The organism is Kiloniellales bacterium (assembly GCA_030066685.1).
In the GTDB taxonomy this organism is placed as follows: Bacteria; Pseudomonadota; Alphaproteobacteria; order Kiloniellales; family JAKSBE01; genus JAKSBE01.
In genome coordinates this window covers 26,071-41,992 of record JASJBF010000004.1, presented here as the reverse complement: position 1 = coordinate 41,992, position 15,922 = coordinate 26,071, and the positions used below count along the sequence as shown (strand labels likewise).

Genomic DNA, 15,922 nt, shown 5'->3' with positions numbered 1-15,922 from the left:
TTCAGCCCAGCTTGGCGACCCGTCCTACGTGGCGACCGCCCTCGAATTCCGTCTCGAGAAAGACCTGAAGGCAATTCTTCGCGACCTCCGGCCCGATCAGGCGCGCGCCCAGGGCCAGGACGTTGGCGTCGTTGTGCGCCCGCGCCAGCCGCGCCGAAGTCTCGTCGTGGCAGAGCGCGGCGCGGACCCCGCCATGGCGGTTGGCAGCGATCGAGATCCCGATTCCGCTGCCGCAGACCAGCACGCCGCGCCCGGCGCGCCCGGCCTCGAGGGCCTGTCCCATGGCATGCCCGAAATCCGGGTAGTCGACCGATTCGGTCCCGTGGGTTCCGAGATCGAGCACCTCATAGCCTTGCCGCTCCAGCTCGTCCTTCAATGCGGTCTTCAGGGCGAAGCCGGCATGGTCCGAGGCCAGGGCGATGATCTGCTGCGTCATTCCGGACTCTTGGGCTCTGGGGTGCAGATTCGGCGGCACCGGCCCGCGAGGGTGCCGGCACTTCCGAAGGGCGCGGATAGTACCAGATGTCGCGGTGCGGTGAAAAGCCACCACAAGGTCTCGACGGGCCGGCCGGGCCAGGCAGCGGCAGCGGCCCGGCGCGGGCCGGCGTAGAGACCAAGACAGGCCCTGGGGAGGCTAAGCCAAGCGGAGGAATTGACTAGCCCCGCCCCAGTGTGCAAGTTTCTACAATCTTAGGTTGATTAGTGGGCGATGAAATAATGGCCAAGAGCAGTCAGGATCAGACCGCTGAAATCACAGGTCAGGCAGACCGCGCATCCGACGCCGAGTTGCTTCGGCTGACGGCGGCACTGGTGGCTGCCTATACGAGCAACAATTCCCTGCCGGTCGGCGAACTTCCGGTCGTCATCGAACTCGTCCGGAACTCCCTGGCCGACATCAACAACCGGGCCGGCCGCGAGCATCGAAAACCGGCGGTGCCGATCGAGGAGTCCGTCCGGTCCAACTTTCTAATCTGCCTGGAGGATGGCCGCAAGTTCAAGATGTTGAAGCGACACCTGCGCTCGACTTACGGCATGACTCCGGCCGAGTACAGGAGCAAGTGGGGCCTGCCGTCGGACTACCCCATGGTGGCACCGGCCTACGCGAAGGAACGCGCCGACTTCGCCCGCAAGATGGGCCTCGGCAGCGTCGTCCGAAAAGGCCACCCCTCGGGCCGGGCGAACGGCCACGGCTGAGCCCGGCGGCCTGCGTCCCGGCCGTGCTCGAGCCGGTCAGCAACGACAGTGAAATGAAGAACCGGCCCGGCATTGCGCCGGGCCGGTCTCGTTTCACTCGAAAGTGACCCCGACTACTTCGCGTAGTCGTACTGGCCGTCACCCCAGACGTACCAGACGTAGCCCGGCGCGGTCACATCGCCCTTGTCGTCGAAGCCGATGTTGCCGAGGACGGTGTCGAACTGCTCGCTCTTCAGCGTCTTGATCATGGCATCGGTATCGGTCGAGCCGGCCTTCTCGGCCGCCTGGGCCCAAGCCTGGATGGCGCCGTAAGTGTAGAGGGTGTAGCCCTCAGGCTCGTAGTTGGCGTCCCGGAAGCGCTGGACCAGCGGCGCGGCGGCCTCATTCTTGCGCGGGTCCGGGCTGAAGGTCATCAGGGTGCCGGCGCCGGCATCACCGGTGATCTTCCAGTACTCGTCGGTGACCAGGGCGTCGCCGGAGACCAGCTGCGGCTTGTAGCCCTGTTCGTGCGCCTGGCGGATCATCAGGCCAGCCTCGGTGTGGTAGCCGCCGACGTAGAAGACGTCGATGCCCGCGGCCTTCATCTTCGAGATCAGCGCCGAATAATCCTTCTCACCGGCTGTATAAGCCTCGTACATGGCCTCCTGCAGACCGGCCGCGTTCATGTTCTTCTTGGTCTCGTCGGCGAGGCCCTTGCCGTAAGCGGTCTTGTCGTGAAGGATCGCGACCTTCTTGCCCTTGAAGGTGTCGGCCAGGAACTTGCCGGCAACCACGCCCTGCTGGTCGTCGCGGCCGCAGACCCGGAAGACGTTGGCCATGCCGCGCTCGGTCAGCTGTGGGTTCGTCGAGGCCGGCGAGATCTGCAGGATGTTCTCTTCCGCGTAGACGTCGGAGGCCGGGATCGAAGATCCGGAGCAGAAGTGGCCGGCGACGAAGGCAACGCCTTCGCTGGCCAGCTTGTTCGCCGCCGCGACCGCCTGCTTGGGATCACAGGCATCGTCTTCCACGAGGAGCTGCAGCTTCTGGCCGAGAACGCCTCCGGCCGCGTTGATGTCCTTGACCGCCATCTCAGCGCCGCGCTGCATCTGCTCGCCGAAGGAGGCGTATTGCCCGGTCATGGGACCGACCGTGGAGATCTTGATTTCCGCAATTGCCGAGCCGTAGCTGGCGACCGTCAAGGCAGCCGCCGCGATCAGCGTACTTTTGAAGTTCCGCATCTATGGATTGCTCCCTGCTTTCATGAAGGGGTGGCGGCAACACCGCCATCTTGCACGAAGATCATCCCTTCCCGGCCGGAGCGGCCGGGGACTGGACGACATTCTATCATGCTAAAGAATCGCTTCAACTGGAACAATTTCTATTTAATTTAGACACTTATACGCTTTTTCTCTCACGCCAATTCAAAAGCCCGCTGCGCTCGTAGAGCCAGGGATACTGCGTCAGCATCCTGTGTACCTGGGTCACCCGATAGGCCAGGAGGCAGACCAGGGTGAGAAAGATCGTGTCGATCAGATAGCCGGAGAGGAGAAGCAGCTCGCCCTTGAAAAGGCTCCAGACCAGAAAGCGGTCGGCGAGGCCGAGCAGGAGGCAATAGGGAATCACCTGCCAGACCGGGCGCCATGTGGTCGCCAGGCCGATCCCCGTCATCAAGGCCGAGAAGCCCATCGTCAGGAAGGTCACCACGATCATCGCCGGCAGGCTGCTGCCGATTAGCTCCAGCATGGGTCGTCTCCGATCAGGCCGCCGTCGCGCCGCCTTCGAGGTAGGCCTTGCGGACCTCCTCGTCGGCCAGAAGTTCGGCACCGCTGCCCTGCATGACGATCTGGCCGTTGGCCATGACGTAGGCCCTGTCGGCGAGCCTCAGGGCATGGAAGGCGTTCTGCTCGACCAGCAGGACGGTCATGCCCTGCTCCTTGTTGATCCGCCGGATCACCTCGAAGATCTGCTTGACGATCATCGGCGCCAGGCCGAGCGAGGGCTCGTCCAGCAACAACAGCCGCGGCCGCCCCATCAGGGCGCGGGCGATGGCCAGCATCTGCTGCTCCCCACCCGACAGGGTGCCGCCGCGCTGGTTGCGCCGCTGCTCCAGGATCGGGAAGAGCTTGAAGCCCTGCGCGAGATCCTCCTCGAAGTGATCGCTGGCGGCCGTGGTCGCACCCATCTGGAGGTTTTCCAGCACGGTCATACGCGGGAAGATCCGCCGGCCTTCGGGCGACTGCGCAATGCCCATGTGGACGATCTCGTAGGTCGGCTTCTTGGTGATCTCCTTGCCCTCGAAGACGATCTGGCCGCTCGCCGCGCGAGGATTGCCGCAGATGGTCATCAGCAGGGTCGTCTTGCCGGCGCCGTTGGCCCCGATCAGGGTCACGATCTCACCCTGGCGGACCTCGACGTCGACGCCCTTCAGGGCCTGGATGTTGCCGTAGAAGGTCTGGACGCCGGATATCTTCAGCATCATGGTCATGCCTGCGCCTCCGGGTTGAGATCGCCTGCCACCTCGGCCGGCAACTCTTCGTCCCCCTCCTCGCCCAGATAGGCCCGGATCACCGCGGGATCGCTGCGCACCGCCTCGGGCGTGCCGTCCGAGATCTTGCGGCCGTAGTCCAGGACCACGATGTGGTCCGAGATCTCCATGACCACGCTCATGTCATGCTCGATCAGCAGGACGCCGATGTCGTGCTTGTCGCGGATGTAGATCAGGAGCTCGTTGAGGGCATGGGATTCCCGCGGGTTTAGGCCGGCCGCCGGCTCGTCCAGGCAGAGCAAAATCGGCTCGGTGCACATGGCCCGGGCGATCTCCAGGCGGCGCTGGTCGCCGTAGGGCAGGTTGCCGGCGTCGGTGTCGGCCAGGGGGGTCAGGTTGATCTGGTCTAGCCAGTAGCGGGCCAGGTCGATCGCCTCGCGCTCCGCCCGGGTGTACTGCTTGAAGCCGAGCAGCCCGAGGACCGAGAAGCCCGAGGCGCGCATCAGCTTGTTGTGCTGGGCCACGATCAGGTTTTCCAGGACCGTCATCTTAGGGAAAAGCCGGATGTTCTGGAAGGTCCTGGCCACGCTGGCGACCTGGGCGATCCGATAGCCCTCCATTCGCTCGAGCAGGTATTCGCCGTTGGGGTGGCGCAGGGCCAGTCGCCCGACGGTCGGCTTGTAGAAGCCGGTCAGGCAATTGAAGACCGTGGTCTTGCCGGCGCCGTTGGGCCCGATGATCGCCGTGATCTCCCGGTTCCGCGCCGCGAAGGAGACGTCGTCAATGGCGACTAGGCCGCCGAAGCGCATGGTCAGGTGCTCGACGTTCAAGAGCGGCCGGGCGGCGGGATCGGTCGCGGCTGGGGTCGTGTCCATCGCCGCTACTCCCCGTCGTCCGGCGGCCCGGCGCCTTTGCCGTCGCCGAGCACAAGCGTCGGATCCCGATGGGCCAGCAGGCCGGCCGGCCGCCACAGCATGATCAGGACCATGGCGGCGCCGAAGGCGAGCATGCGGTACTGCTGAAGCTCGCGGAAGAACTCGGGCAGGCCGATCAGGAGAATCGCCGCGACCACCACGCCGAGCTGGCTGCCGAAACCGCCCAGGACGACGATCGCCAGGATCACCGCCGATTCGATGAAGGTGAAGCTCTCCGGGCTGATGAAGCCCTGGCGGGTGGCGAAGAAGGACCCGGCGAAGCCGCCGAACATGGCGCCGATGCCGAAGGCCGTGAGCTTGGTGTTGCGCGGGTTGATGCCCAGCGAGCGGCAGGCGATCTCGTCCTCGCGCAGGGCCTCCCAGGCGCGCCCGACCGGCAGCTTGCGGATCCGCATGGTGAAGAAGTTGACCACCAGCGCCATCGCCAGGATCAGGTAGAAGAGGAAGATGATCCGGTGGATCGGGCTGTAGGCGACGCCAAAGAGGTCGTGGAAGGTCAGGCCGTCCGGCAGGCTGCGCTTGAACTCGGCGATGCCGAAGAAGCTGGGCCGCGGAATGCCCGAGATGCCGTCGGGGCCGCGGGTGAAGTCGTACCAGTTGAGCAGGATCACCCGGATCATCTCGCCGAAGCCCAGGGTGACGATCGCCAGGTAGTCGCCGCGCAGGCGCAGCACCGGGAAGCCGAGGATCACGCCGGCCAGCGCCGCCATGAGGCCGGCGAAGGGCAGGCAGACCCAGAAGCCAAGGTCGTAGGTCGTCGCCAGCAGCGCGTAGCTGTAGGCGCCGACCGCGTAGAAGGCGACGTAGCCGAGGTCGAGCAGGCCGGCGAGGCCAACCACGATGTTCAGGCCCCAGCCGAGCATGATGTAGGTGGTCACCAGGATCGCGATGTCGAGCATCCGGCGGTCGGCGATCGGCAGGAAGGGAAAGATCAGTGCGAGCGCGATCAGCACCGGGCCGACATAGCGCGCGACCGTCTGCACCCGTGCGCTGAAGAGGTCCAGGCGCGCCTCGCGCTCCTCCGCGGTCAGGCCGTCGATTGCATGCCGATAGCCCCAGAGGCCGCGCAGCCCGAGCACCCAGTGGACCAGCGCGACCACGCCGATGATGATCGGGGAGTTGAAGGGCCGCAGGGCGGTCAGCGTCGTCCCCAGCTCCGGACTGCCTAAGAGCGTGCCGAGGCCTTCGCTGAAGACGGTGGGGGTCAAGAAGATGGCGAAGGGCAGCGCGGTCAAGGCCCCCGCGAGGGGATGATGATCGCGCTGCAGGCACCAGCTGACCCGACCCGCGGCACAGATCAAGCTGATGAGGAAGACATCGAGAAAACGGTAGTTGATCTCGATGCCGCCGGGGACGTCGACGGTCTCGAAGCCGACCAAGCCGATCGACAGCACCGCGACGACCAGGAAGGTCGCCCCGGCCTCCTTGGCGATCCCCGGCACGTCGATGGCGACCTGGTGGGCGGGGCTGGTTTCGATCGCGGCCACGGCCTCAGACCTTCTCGATGTCCGGCTTGCCGAGCAGGCCGGTCGGCCGGAAGATCAGGACCAGGACCAGGATCGAGAAGGCCGCCACGTCCTTGTATTCGACCGTGAAGTAGCCGGACCAGAAGGCCTCGATCAGGCCGATCAGAAGCCCTCCCAGCATAGCGCCGGGCAGCGAGCCGATACCGCCGAGGACCGCCGCCGTGAAGGCCTTGATCCCGGCCAGGAAGCCGATGAAGAAGTCGATCACCCCGTAGTAGAGCAGGAACATCATGCCGGCCACCGAGGCCAGCGAGGCGCCCATGACGAAGGTCAAGGAGATCGTCCGGTCGACATTGATCCCGATCAGGGCGGCCATATCGCGGTCCTGCTCGCAGGCGCGCTGGGCTCGGCCCAGGGCGGTGCGCCCGATGATCTGGGAAAAGATCAGCATCAGCACCACCATCAACACCACGATGAGGATCTGCATGTAGCTGAGGGAGACGATGTAGTTGCCTTCGCGCAGGATCTCGATGCCGCCGACCACGATCGGCTGCAGCGGCTTGATCCGCGCGCTCTGAAGCAGCTGCACGTAGTTCTGCAGGAAGATCGACATCCCGATGGCGGTAATCAGGGCCGCCAGGCGCGGCGAGCCCCGGAGCGGCCGGTAGGCGACCCGTTCCAGGGTCCAGCCATAGACGGCGGTCAGCAGCATCGACAGCACCATGACCACCAGCAGGACCGAGATCAGGGCGAGCGGCACCCAGCTGCCGGTCACGCCGAACAGCAGGATCGCGATCAGCGCCAGGAAGGAGCCGATCATGAAGATCTCGCCGTGGGCGAAGTTGATCATGCCGATGATGCCGTAGACCATGGTGTAGCCGATCGCGATCAGGCCGTAGATCGAGCCCAGGGTCAGGCCGTTGATCAGCTGGTCCAGGAAATAGGCAAAGGTGTCTTCCATCCACGCCTCTCAGGGCCGGCCGTGCGCGGACGGCGCCGGCCCGGAGAGACCGGATTGCTGTCGGCGGGTCGCGCTGACACGTTTCGGTGGTTGCGGTCGCGAGTGTGACCAGAAGGCGGGACTGGCCGCTGCCAAGATCCGCTCCCCGTTCATGCTTTTATTATCGCTGGGCGGAGCCGCGCCCGAAGACGCCCCCCGCCTTTCCCGGCAGGCTCATAGCGCAAGCGGCGGTCCCAAGGCAAGGCGGAAAGCTGCCGGACACGGCTTCGGCGCCGAGTCCGCTTGATCAGTTCCCGGCTTTCTTGGCCAGGACGTAAGCCAGCTTGCGCCGGGCCTGGCGCTTCAGCAGGGTTTCGCCCGCCGCCGGGTCGCCGACGATCGAGACCTCGGTCAGGGTCGCCGGGTCGACCGCGGCGACCTTGACGTAGCGGCCCATCGGTATGAACTCGTAGATGACCTCGCCGAGGTCGTCCGGCTGCTCCGCCATGTCGATTCGGCCTCCGCCGCCCCGTCCGGCCCGCCTGCCCGGCGCCCTGGCTCGACGGGGCCCCGACAAGGTATTATCTAAAGCCAGACGAGCAAAGCGATCGAGGACAGCCCGATGAGCCCTGCCGAGCCGGTGCCCCTGAAAGACCCCAGTGCCGCCGCCCCCTCCGCCCGCGCCAGCTTCGCCTGGGAGGACCCGCTGCTGCTGGATGAGCAGCTTACCGAGGACGAGCGCCTGGTCCGCGACGCCGCCCGGGCCTACTGCCAGGAAAAGCTGATGACCCGGGTGCTCGAGGCCAACCGGCACGAGCGCTTCGACCGGGAGATCATGACCGAGATGGGCGCGCTCGGCTTCCTGGGCTCGACCCTGCCCGAGGACTACGGCTGCGCCGGGGTTAACTACGTCAGCTACGGCCTGGTCGCGCGCGAGGTCGAGCGGGTCGACAGCGGCTACCGCTCGGCCATGAGCGTGCAGTCCAGCCTGGTCATGCACCCGATCCACGCCTACGGCAGCGAGGCCCAGCGCCGCAAGTACCTGCCGCGCCTGGCGACCGGCGAGCTGGTCGGCTGCTTCGGCCTGACCGAGCCGGACCACGGCTCCGACCCGGCCGGCATGGCGACCCGGGCGCGCAAGGTGGACGGCGGTTACCTCCTCAAGGGCGCCAAGATGTGGATCACCAACTCGCCCATCGCCGACGTCTTCGTGGTCTGGGCCCGGACCGAGCCCGAGGACGAGATCCGCGGCTTCATCCTGGAGAAGGGCATGAAGGGGCTCTCGGCGCCCAAGATCGAGGGCAAGTTCTCGCTGCGGGCCTCGATCACGGGCGAGATCGTCATGGACGACGTCGAGGTCCCTGAGGCGAACCTGCTGCCTGAGGTCAAGGGCCTGAAGGGGCCCTTCGGCTGCCTAAACCGGGCCCGCTACGGCATCGCCTGGGGCGCCCTGGGCGCGGCCGAGTTCTGCTGGCACGCCGCGCGCGACTACACGCTGGAGCGCAAGCAGTTCGGCCGGCCCCTGGCCGCCAACCAACTGATCCAGAAGAAGCTGGCCGACATGCAGACCGAGATCACCATCGGCCTGCAGACCTGCCTGCGCCTGGGCCGGCTGATGGACGAGGGCCGCGCCGCGCCGGAGGCGATCTCGCTGGCCAAGCGCAACTCCTGCGGCAAGGCCCTGGACATCGCCCGCACCGCCCGCGACATGCACGGCGGCAACGGCGTCGCCGACGAGTACCACGTGATCCGCCACGTCATGAACCTGGAGGCGGTCAACACCTACGAGGGCACCCACGACATCCACGCCCTGATCCTGGGCCGCGCCCAGACCGGAATCCAGGCCTTCTTCTGAGCGGCCGGCGCCGGCGACTCTTCAGGACTTGGAGGCAGGGAGAGGACGCGCCGGGCGCGGCATCCCCGCTCTTGAACCAATATAACTAATTTATATGGGCTAATTCTTCACTCTTCCTGGCGCAATATTAACCCTTTTGGCCTATGATCGGTCACCTGAGTCCCCTTCAGTTCTCCGGTGGTCCCAAATGCCGCACACCGTCACGCGCGCGTTTCTGCGCTCCAGATACTGGGCGGCGACCGCCGCGATCCTTCTCAGCCTGGCGGCCTCGGTGTCGCTCGGCTACCTGGAACTTCAGAAGCTCCGCGCCAATGCCGGCTACTTCATGGCCTTCGTCCAGCTGATCGCGGCCGAGAGCCAGCTCGAGGTCGAGATCCTCAGGGCGCGCAGCCAGTCCGAGCAGGGCGAGATCACGGCGGGGCAGCGCACCCTTCTGGAGTCGGCCTATCGCGACCTGGTCTTGGCCTTCACCGCGCTTCGTTTCGCCGACGAGGACGGCGTGGCCGAGTCGGAGGAGGGACACGAGGAAGAGGAGGAGGCGGCCTGGGACGAGATCGCGGAGTCGATCCAGGTCGACGGGGAAGCCGCCGCGAAGGGCTTCGACATCGCCGATGAAGAGATGCCGGCCGAGCTCCAGGAGATCTGGGAGGCCGACGAGGACGACGTCGACCCGGCCCTGGAGACGATGATCGGCGAGCTGATCGAGCTGGCCCATCCGATCGTCACCGCCGAGCGGCTCGACGGCAGCGCTCAAGCCGCCAACATCGAGGCGATCGAGACCCTGAGCGTGTTCAGCATCCGACCGGCCTTCGAAGAAGCCGCCGCCGCGATCCGCAACAGCTCGGGCGAGACGGCTTCCTTCGCCTTCCTGGTCCTGCTCGCCGCCGGCATCGCCGTCGGCCTGGTGGCTTTGGGCAGCGCGCTCCTGATCCACGAGCCGATGCTGCGGACCGTCCTGGAAAGCCAGCGCGCGGTCCTGGCCGACCGCGACAAGGCAATCGCCTCGGAGGAAGCCAAGCGCAGGTTCCTGGCCATCATGAGCCACGAGATTCGGACGCCCATGAACGGCGTCCTGGGCTTCGCCAACCTGCTGCTGGACACCAAGCTGACCGCCCAGCAAAAGGAGTTCGTCGAGACCCTGCGCTCCTCCGGCACCTCCCTGCTGTCGCTGCTCAACGACATTCTCGATTTCTCCAGGATGGAATCCGGCTCCCTGAAGCTCGACGTCGAGGATTTCGGCGTCGAGGAGATCCTCGCCGACGTGGTCACCTTGCTCGGCGCCCAGGCGGCCGCCAAGCACCTCGACCTCAGCAGCTTCGTCGACCCCTCGCTGCCAGAGAAGCTGCGTGGCGACCCGGGCCGCCTGCGCCAGATCCTTATCAACCTGGTCGGCAACGCGATCAAGTTCACCGAAAGCGGCGGCGTCACCATCGAGATCAAGCAGGCCGGCGCCGGGAAGGCTGGCGAAAGGGACCTGCTCTTCGCCGTTTCGGACACCGGGATCGGCATCGCCGAAGACAAGCTCGAGACGATCTTCGACCGCTTCTCCCAGGCCGACACCTCCGCCGAGCGGAAGTTCGAGGGCTCAGGCCTTGGCCTGGCAATCAGCAAGGAGCTCACCGCCCTGATGCAAGGCGAGATCGGAGTCGATAGCACCGAGGGCAAGGGCAGCACCTTCTGGGTGCGGGTCCGCCTCCAGGACGTGGTCCCGCCGGCGGAGACGATCCGGAAGCGCCAGGAGATCGACATTGCCGGCCGACGGCTGCTGGTGGTCGACGACAATGCCCTCAACCGGCGCATTTTCAAGCTGCAGCTGGAGGGCTTCGGCGCCGAGGTCGACCTGGTCGCCAACGCCAAGTTGGCCTTGGCCCAGCTGACCGAGGCCGCGGGCAGCGGTCGCCCCTACGATCTAGCGGTGATCGATCGCATGATGCCGGAGACCGACGGCATCGCGCTCTGCAAGCAGATCAGATCGCAGCCGCAATTCCTCGGGCTGCGGCTGATCCTCGCCTCCTCCGGCATCGAACCCGGCTCGGAGGAGGAAGCCCTCGGCTTCGACGCCTCCTGCCCCAAGCCGGTCCTGCAGAGCGCCCTGCTGCGAACGATCCACGAGCTGCTCGAGGACCGCGAAACTTCGGCAGACGGCGCTTCCGCGCGAGCCGTCGGCACCGAGGAGGCAACCCGCCCGCAAGGCGGCCCGGCGAAGGTCAGGGTGCTCCTGGTCGAAGACAACCCGGTCAACCAGCAGCTCGTCACCACCGTGCTCAAGCAGGCCGGCTACCGCGTGGACAGCGCCGCCGACGGCGTCGAGGCGGTGCAGGCGGCGCAGCGCCATCCCTACGACCTGATCCTGATGGACGTCCAGCTGCCGATCATGAACGGCCTCGAAGCCACGCGGCGCATCAGGTCCCTGGACAACCCCAACGCCGACTGCCCGATCCTCGCGGTGACGGCCAACGCCATGCGCGGAGATCGGGAGGAGTACATCGCCGCCGGCATGGACGACTACATCACCAAGCCGATCGACCTCGACGAGATGCGGGCGAAGATCCACATGGCGCTGGAGGGCGCCGCCCGGAAAGGCGCCAAGGCCTCCTGATCACCCGACAGGTCGAGCCGCCTACGATCGGAGCCGAGCGGGCGCAGAGCGCCGGCGTGCCGGCAGGCTCCGCCCCCTTTTCCCTGGACAGCCTTTCGCCGCCCTTGTGTAGTCAGCCTCCGGGGCGCGGCCCGCGCCGTTCCCGGATGCCGTGGCCCCAGACCAGGGGAGGTGCCGTGAGCCAGCTTTTCTCGCCGATTCGACTTCGGGATCTCGAACTGCCGAACCGGATCGTGGTCTCCCCGATGTGCCAGTACGTCGCCGAGGAGGGCTGCATGCACGACTGGCACCTCATGCACTTGGGCCAGTTCGCCATGGGCGCCGCCGGCCTGGTCTTCACCGAGGCGACCCACGTCTCGGCGGTCGGCCGGATCACGCCGCGCTGCGCCGGCCTGTGGAACGACGAGCAGGAGGCGGCGATGGGCCGGGTGTTCGACTTCTGCCGCCGCTGGGGTGTGGCCAAGCTGGGGGTCCAGCTGGCCCACGCCGGGCGCAAGGCCTCCTGCCACACGCCGCTGGACGGCAGCCGGCCGCTGACCGCGGAAGAAGGCGCTTGGCTGACCCTCGGTCCCTCGGCCCTGCCCTTCGCCCCGGACTGGCACCTGCCCCAGGCGCTGGACCGGGCGGGCATGGATGAGATCCGCGAGGAGTTCGTGCAGGCCACGGAAGGCTGCCGCCGGCTCGGGGTCGACGTGCTGGAACTCCACGCCGGCCACGGCTACCTGCTGAACCAGTTCTTCTCGCCGCTCTCAAACCGACGCGACGACCCCTACGGCGGCAGCCTGGAGAAGCGTCTGCGCTACCCGCTCGAGGTCTTCGAGGCGGTGCGCCGGGCCTGGCCGGCCGAGAAGCCGCTGGGCGTTCGGATCAGCGCCGTCGACTGGGTGGAGGGCGGGACCACGATCGAGGACACCATCGCCTTCGCCCAGGCCCTGGAGGACCTGGGCTGCGACTTCGTCGACATCACCTCGGGCGGCATCGACCACCGGCAGAAGATCGCCGTCGGCCCGGGCTACCAGGTCGGCTTCGCCGCCGCGGTCAAGAGGGCGGTCTCGATCCCGGTCACTGCGGTCGGCATGATCAACCGGGCCCGCCAGGCCGAGGCCATCATCGCCGAGGGCCGGGCCGACCTGGTCATGCTGGCCCGGGGCATGATGTACGACCCGCGCTGGGCCTGGCACGCCGCCCGGGAACTGGGCGCCGAGACCGCCTATGCCGAGCAGTACCTCCGCTGCATGCCGGCGCGCTGGCCGCAGGCCTTCGGCAAGTGACCCTCAGTACGCGGCGCGGCCGATGAGCAGGGTCGAATCGGTCCCGCCGACGTCACCCTCCGTACCGGTCTCGTCTTCGTAGCCCGACCAGGCGCCGTCGACCCAGTCGACCGGCGTCCGGGGGTTGGCGTCAAGCTGCTGCAGGGCGAAGTCGGCGACCGTGACCGCGAGCTGGAGCGGCGTCCCGTCGAGGCCGGCCGGCAGGGTGAAGTCGGCCGCGAAGGCGTCGTCCTCGTAGCGCCGGTAGCCGTCGGGCGCCTTGCCAGGCTCGTTCAGCCAGCTCAGGCTTTCGAAGCTAACCGACTGGCCCTCGGCCGAAAGCTCGACCATCGGCAGGTTGGGCTGGATCAGCCCCGGGAAGGGCACGACGTCGCCGGCCTGCCGGACCCGCATCGGCTTGTCGAAGGCTACCCAGAGCCGGTAGGGACGGTCGGCGCGCAGCCGCTTGTTGGTCCGCACCCGCAGGACCCGCCGCTTGCCGTTGCCCCGGACCTTCCAGTCGGCCCGGTAGACGGTCTTGCCGTTGCTGCGGTCGATCACCCGCACGGCCACGATCGAGGGCGGACCGGCCTGGTGGTAGAACAGCATGACTTGCTGCTGCGCGACCTCGTCGCGCACCCGCGCGATCTGGGAGTCCGGCAGCATGAAGCCGTCGTTGGGCGCCCCGAAGCCGCCGTAGTTCAGGCCGCCGTTCTCGTCCGGCTCGATCTCGAAGGTCCAGGAGGGAACCTGGTAGGTCTCCGCGAAAAACTCGTCGGTGGCACCGATGACGTCCCCGACGGCCAGCGGGATCAAGGCATAGTTCGATCCGAAGCTAGCCAGGGTGCTCTGCACCTTCTGGGACAAGGACTCGGTGATCGCATCGCGCCGCGCATTGCCGGTGTTGGGGATGAAGAGAAGCTTGGTGAAGGAATGGATGTCGACGAAGCTCCTGAGGCGGTTTTCAGGGCCCAGCTCGGCCGCCGCGGTCAGGGCCTGGCTCTCGACCTCGCTGAGCGGAAAAGGACCGTGATAGACGATGCTCTCGGGCTCCGGGCTGCCACCGCCGAAGCCGACCGGGAAGTTGCGGTTGAGGTCGACGCCCAGGAGATGGTCTTCCAGGGTGAAGAGGTCATCGTCCACGTCCAGCTTGTTCTTGCGCCTCTGCCGGCCGTCGCGGGGCGAGCCCGTCTCGCCCAGGACCACCTGGTCGGGCCAGCGCTGGGTCTGCAGGAAGCCGTCGATGTTCAGGGTCGGAATCACGATGATGTTGGCGTTGTCCGAGAGATACTCGAAGAGGCCGTCGTCCCGGTCGTTCAGGGCCAGGCGCTCGAAGATCTCGGTCACGACCTCCGGCGACTGCCATTCGCGGGCATGGATGGTGCCGTTGACCAGCATCGCGCCTTCGCGCAGGCCTTCCACGGTCCGCTTGTTCCGATCTCCGAAGCGGTAGGCGATGATCGGCCGGCCCTCGAGCGTGCGCCCGATCACGATCGGCTCGATGCGTTTGCTGCTGAAGGCGAGGTCGAGATGCCGCGCCTGCAGGCTGGCGAAGGACCGGAAGCCGTCGACCGGGGTCAGGGAGTCGACCGGCAGCGGCACCGGATAGCCCAGGGCCAGCGGGCCGCCGAACTCGGTATAGGTTTCAACTTCCTGGGCATTTGCCACAACGCCGAGCGATGCGGTCAGAAATGCAATGGCCGCAAGGCCCCTATTCATCCTGGCCATCATTCCGCTCCCTCCCGAAGCCAAGTCAAGACGTCCTGCCGCAGCTGATCGGAGACGTCGGGCCGCAGCGCGAAGGCGCGCAGGCTCTCCCGGGCCTGGGGCGAGCCATCCAGGGCCAGCATCAGAACCGCCTTGCTCTGCACGGCCTCGTCGTCGCTGGCCTCCAGCGTTCCGGCCACCGCTGCGACCATCTCGTCGCCGTCCACGGCGGCAAGGGCGGCCGCCGCGGAACCGCCGTGCTCGGGGTCGGCCAGGGTCTCGAGCAGGAAGGCCTGGGCGGCCGGCAGCTCGCCTGCCGACTTGCCGATCTCCAGGATGGCGGCGGAGGCCAAGACCTCGTCCCGGCTCGCGTCCCGCAGGATCGGGAAGGCTGCCTCGGCGGGCAGACTCTCACCGAGGCCGGCGATCAGCCGGACCGCGGTGCGGCGGTCGCCCGAGGCCAGGACGGCAGCGGCGAGCTCGGCGTCCCCCAGCCGCAGCGCGGCTTCGGCCGCGGCCGGCGCCATGGCGTCGTTGCTTTCCAGCATCGCCAGGAGCTGACTGCGCTGGGCGCGCAGCTGATCCGGCGGCGCGGCGCTGAGGGCCTGCGCGAGCGCAGCCGTGTCCTGAGCGCTTTCGGCCTTGGACAGCGCGCCCGCCAGGTCCATCGTCCCGGCCGCGAGCTGCCGCTGGGCGCCCGCCGCCGCGGCCACACGATCCCAAAGGGCCAGGGTGCCGCGGGCGACGCCCGCGACGCGCCATCTCGGGATCAGTGCCGGGCCCCGCTCCTCGTGCTGGACCAGCACCTGGCTCTGATATCCGGTCAGGGACCGCAGGGCCTCTCGCCCAGCCGCGCTCTCCGCCTCCGCACGCAGTTGCAGCGCGAAGTCGTGCAGGATCTGCTCTCGCGCCGCGATGGAGAGCCCGCCGTCCGCCTGGACTGCCTCGAGGGCGAGGACGGCGGCGTCGGATTGGGCATCGGCCCCTGCCACGATCTCGAGCAGCTCGGCGACGCGGCTCGACACGAGATCGCCTTCGCCCGACGCGGATTGCGCCATCACTGAGGTCGACGCACCGCAGAGAAGACCGGCCAAAAGCAAAGCGGCGGTCACATTCCGTACCGCCGCCCCTCGCTGTCTGCGCATAGAACTAACCTCCCATCCTTGCTGCGGAGACGCGTCCGAAGCAGCGGCTCTTGTCGTCTCCGCGCCGCAGCTCAAACCGGCTGCGTTGTAAGCCTCTACTGATGATCTGCGCAGTGCGTCAAAAGATCAACCCAGTGTTGCATGGCGCTTACGTGAAGCTGGCCCTCTCGTGCCGCTTGGCGCGCCGTAGATGGCAATAGTCCCAGCGACCGGCAGCGGGTCCGCTTGTGTCGTGTCAAGCGATGGACGGCGGTCGGAGAAGGTCGGCCGTGACCGGGCACGGCAGGAGCGCGCATTGATGGCAGCGCCATCACGTCCTTCGGCCTGGGCCCGGATTTGGGAAGGCGGTATCCAGGGGTCGGCGCGG

Annotated in this window: 14 protein-coding genes; 4 read left to right on the top strand and 10 right to left on the bottom strand. The window is 67.2% G+C overall.

The window, feature by feature from the left end; all coding sequences use genetic code 11:
* Window position 1 precedes the first annotated feature (1 nt).
* On the bottom strand, window positions 2–436 hold the full coding sequence (rpiB, locus tag QNJ30_05310; GenBank protein MDJ0942857.1) for a ribose 5-phosphate isomerase B: 435 nt from the start codon (window positions 434–436) through the stop codon (window positions 2–4).
* 281 nt (window positions 437–717) lie between these two features.
* On the opposite strand from rpiB, the gene QNJ30_05305 reads away from it, so the two are divergent.
* Window positions 718–1,194 carry a MucR family transcriptional regulator gene (locus QNJ30_05305; GenBank protein ID MDJ0942856.1) on the top strand — a complete coding sequence of 159 codons (477 nt, stop codon included), beginning with the start codon at window positions 718–720 and terminating at the stop codon, window positions 1,192–1,194.
* Window positions 1,195–1,307: 113 nt separating this feature from the next.
* Here QNJ30_05305 and QNJ30_05300 read toward each other — a convergent pair whose 3' ends face one another.
* The 7 genes from QNJ30_05300 to QNJ30_05270 all read right to left on the bottom strand — a co-directional run bounded on the left by QNJ30_05300 (window position 1,308) and on the right by QNJ30_05270 (window position 7,507).
* Window positions 1,308–2,411, bottom strand: coding sequence for a branched-chain amino acid ABC transporter substrate-binding protein (locus tag QNJ30_05300; protein MDJ0942855.1), 1,104 nt, complete (start codon window positions 2,409–2,411; stop codon window positions 1,308–1,310).
* 157 nt (window positions 2,412–2,568) lie between these two features.
* Entirely contained in the window at window positions 2,569–2,916 is a 348-nt protein-coding gene (locus tag QNJ30_05295) for a hypothetical protein (protein ID MDJ0942854.1), read from the bottom strand.
* 13 nt (window positions 2,917–2,929) lie between these two features.
* Window positions 2,930–3,649, bottom strand: a complete 720-nt coding sequence (locus QNJ30_05290; GenBank protein ID MDJ0942853.1) for an ABC transporter ATP-binding protein — start codon at window positions 3,647–3,649, stop codon at window positions 2,930–2,932.
* Window positions 3,650–3,654: 5 nt separating this feature from the next.
* A complete protein-coding gene (locus tag QNJ30_05285) occupies window positions 3,655–4,533 on the bottom strand; it encodes an ATP-binding cassette domain-containing protein (GenBank protein MDJ0942852.1) in 879 nt (292 codons plus the stop codon).
* 5 nt (window positions 4,534–4,538) lie between these two features.
* Window positions 4,539–6,080 carry a high-affinity branched-chain amino acid ABC transporter permease LivM gene (livM, locus tag QNJ30_05280; GenBank protein ID MDJ0942851.1) on the bottom strand — a complete coding sequence of 514 codons (1,542 nt, stop codon included), beginning with the start codon at window positions 6,078–6,080 and terminating at the stop codon, window positions 4,539–4,541.
* Between the two features lie 4 nt (window positions 6,081–6,084).
* Window positions 6,085–7,020, bottom strand: coding sequence for a branched-chain amino acid ABC transporter permease LivH (locus tag QNJ30_05275; GenBank protein MDJ0942850.1), 936 nt, complete (start codon window positions 7,018–7,020; stop codon window positions 6,085–6,087).
* A gap of 286 nt (window positions 7,021–7,306) precedes the next feature.
* The gene (locus QNJ30_05270) at window positions 7,307–7,507 is read right to left on the bottom strand and encodes a hypothetical protein (protein ID MDJ0942849.1); all 201 of its coding nucleotides are present in this window, start codon (window positions 7,505–7,507) and stop codon (window positions 7,307–7,309) included.
* Between the two features lie 114 nt (window positions 7,508–7,621).
* On the opposite strand from QNJ30_05270, the gene QNJ30_05265 reads away from it, so the two are divergent.
* From QNJ30_05265 to QNJ30_05255, 3 genes are all read left to right on the top strand, one after another.
* On the top strand, window positions 7,622–8,854 hold the full coding sequence (locus QNJ30_05265; GenBank protein MDJ0942848.1) for an acyl-CoA dehydrogenase: 1,233 nt from the start codon (window positions 7,622–7,624) through the stop codon (window positions 8,852–8,854).
* Window positions 8,855–9,041: 187 nt separating this feature from the next.
* Complete coding sequence (locus QNJ30_05260; GenBank protein ID MDJ0942847.1) at window positions 9,042–11,453, top strand: response regulator; 2,412 nt, start codon at window positions 9,042–9,044, stop codon at window positions 11,451–11,453.
* A 176-nt stretch (window positions 11,454–11,629) separates the two neighbouring features.
* Window positions 11,630–12,724 carry an NADH:flavin oxidoreductase/NADH oxidase gene (locus QNJ30_05255; protein ID MDJ0942846.1) on the top strand — a complete coding sequence of 365 codons (1,095 nt, stop codon included), beginning with the start codon at window positions 11,630–11,632 and terminating at the stop codon, window positions 12,722–12,724.
* Window positions 12,725–12,727: 3 nt separating this feature from the next.
* On the opposite strand, the gene QNJ30_05250 is transcribed toward QNJ30_05255, so the two are convergent.
* Window positions 12,728–14,422 (bottom strand): M14 family metallopeptidase, encoded by a 1,695-nt coding sequence (locus tag QNJ30_05250; protein MDJ0942845.1) that lies wholly within the window; start codon window positions 14,420–14,422, stop codon window positions 12,728–12,730.
* Window positions 14,423–14,430: 8 nt separating this feature from the next.
* Window positions 14,431–15,435 (bottom strand): hypothetical protein, encoded by a 1,005-nt coding sequence (locus QNJ30_05245; GenBank protein MDJ0942844.1) that lies wholly within the window; start codon window positions 15,433–15,435, stop codon window positions 14,431–14,433.
* Window positions 15,436–15,922: the final 487 nt, after the last annotated feature.

Coding starts and splice junctions, on each gene's coding strand:
- rpiB (MDJ0942857.1), bottom strand. CDS start 436: ATGACGCAGCAGATCATCGCCCTGGCCTCGGACCATGCCGGCTTCGCC.
- QNJ30_05305 (MDJ0942856.1), top strand. CDS start 718: ATGGCCAAGAGCAGTCAGGATCAGACCGCTGAAATCACAGGTCAGGCA.
- QNJ30_05300 (MDJ0942855.1), bottom strand. CDS start 2,411: ATGCGGAACTTCAAAAGTACGCTGATCGCGGCGGCTGCCTTGACGGTC.
- QNJ30_05295 (MDJ0942854.1), bottom strand. CDS start 2,916: ATGCTGGAGCTAATCGGCAGCAGCCTGCCGGCGATGATCGTGGTGACC.
- QNJ30_05290 (MDJ0942853.1), bottom strand. CDS start 3,649: ATGCTGAAGATATCCGGCGTCCAGACCTTCTACGGCAACATCCAGGCC.
- QNJ30_05285 (MDJ0942852.1), bottom strand. CDS start 4,533: ATGGACACGACCCCAGCCGCGACCGATCCCGCCGCCCGGCCGCTCTTG.
- QNJ30_05275 (MDJ0942850.1), bottom strand. CDS start 7,020: ATGGAAGACACCTTTGCCTATTTCCTGGACCAGCTGATCAACGGCCTG.
- QNJ30_05270 (MDJ0942849.1), bottom strand. CDS start 7,507: ATGGCGGAGCAGCCGGACGACCTCGGCGAGGTCATCTACGAGTTCATA.
- QNJ30_05265 (MDJ0942848.1), top strand. CDS start 7,622: ATGAGCCCTGCCGAGCCGGTGCCCCTGAAAGACCCCAGTGCCGCCGCC.
- QNJ30_05260 (MDJ0942847.1), top strand. CDS start 9,042: ATGCCGCACACCGTCACGCGCGCGTTTCTGCGCTCCAGATACTGGGCG.
- QNJ30_05250 (MDJ0942845.1), bottom strand. CDS start 14,422: ATGAATAGGGGCCTTGCGGCCATTGCATTTCTGACCGCATCGCTCGGC.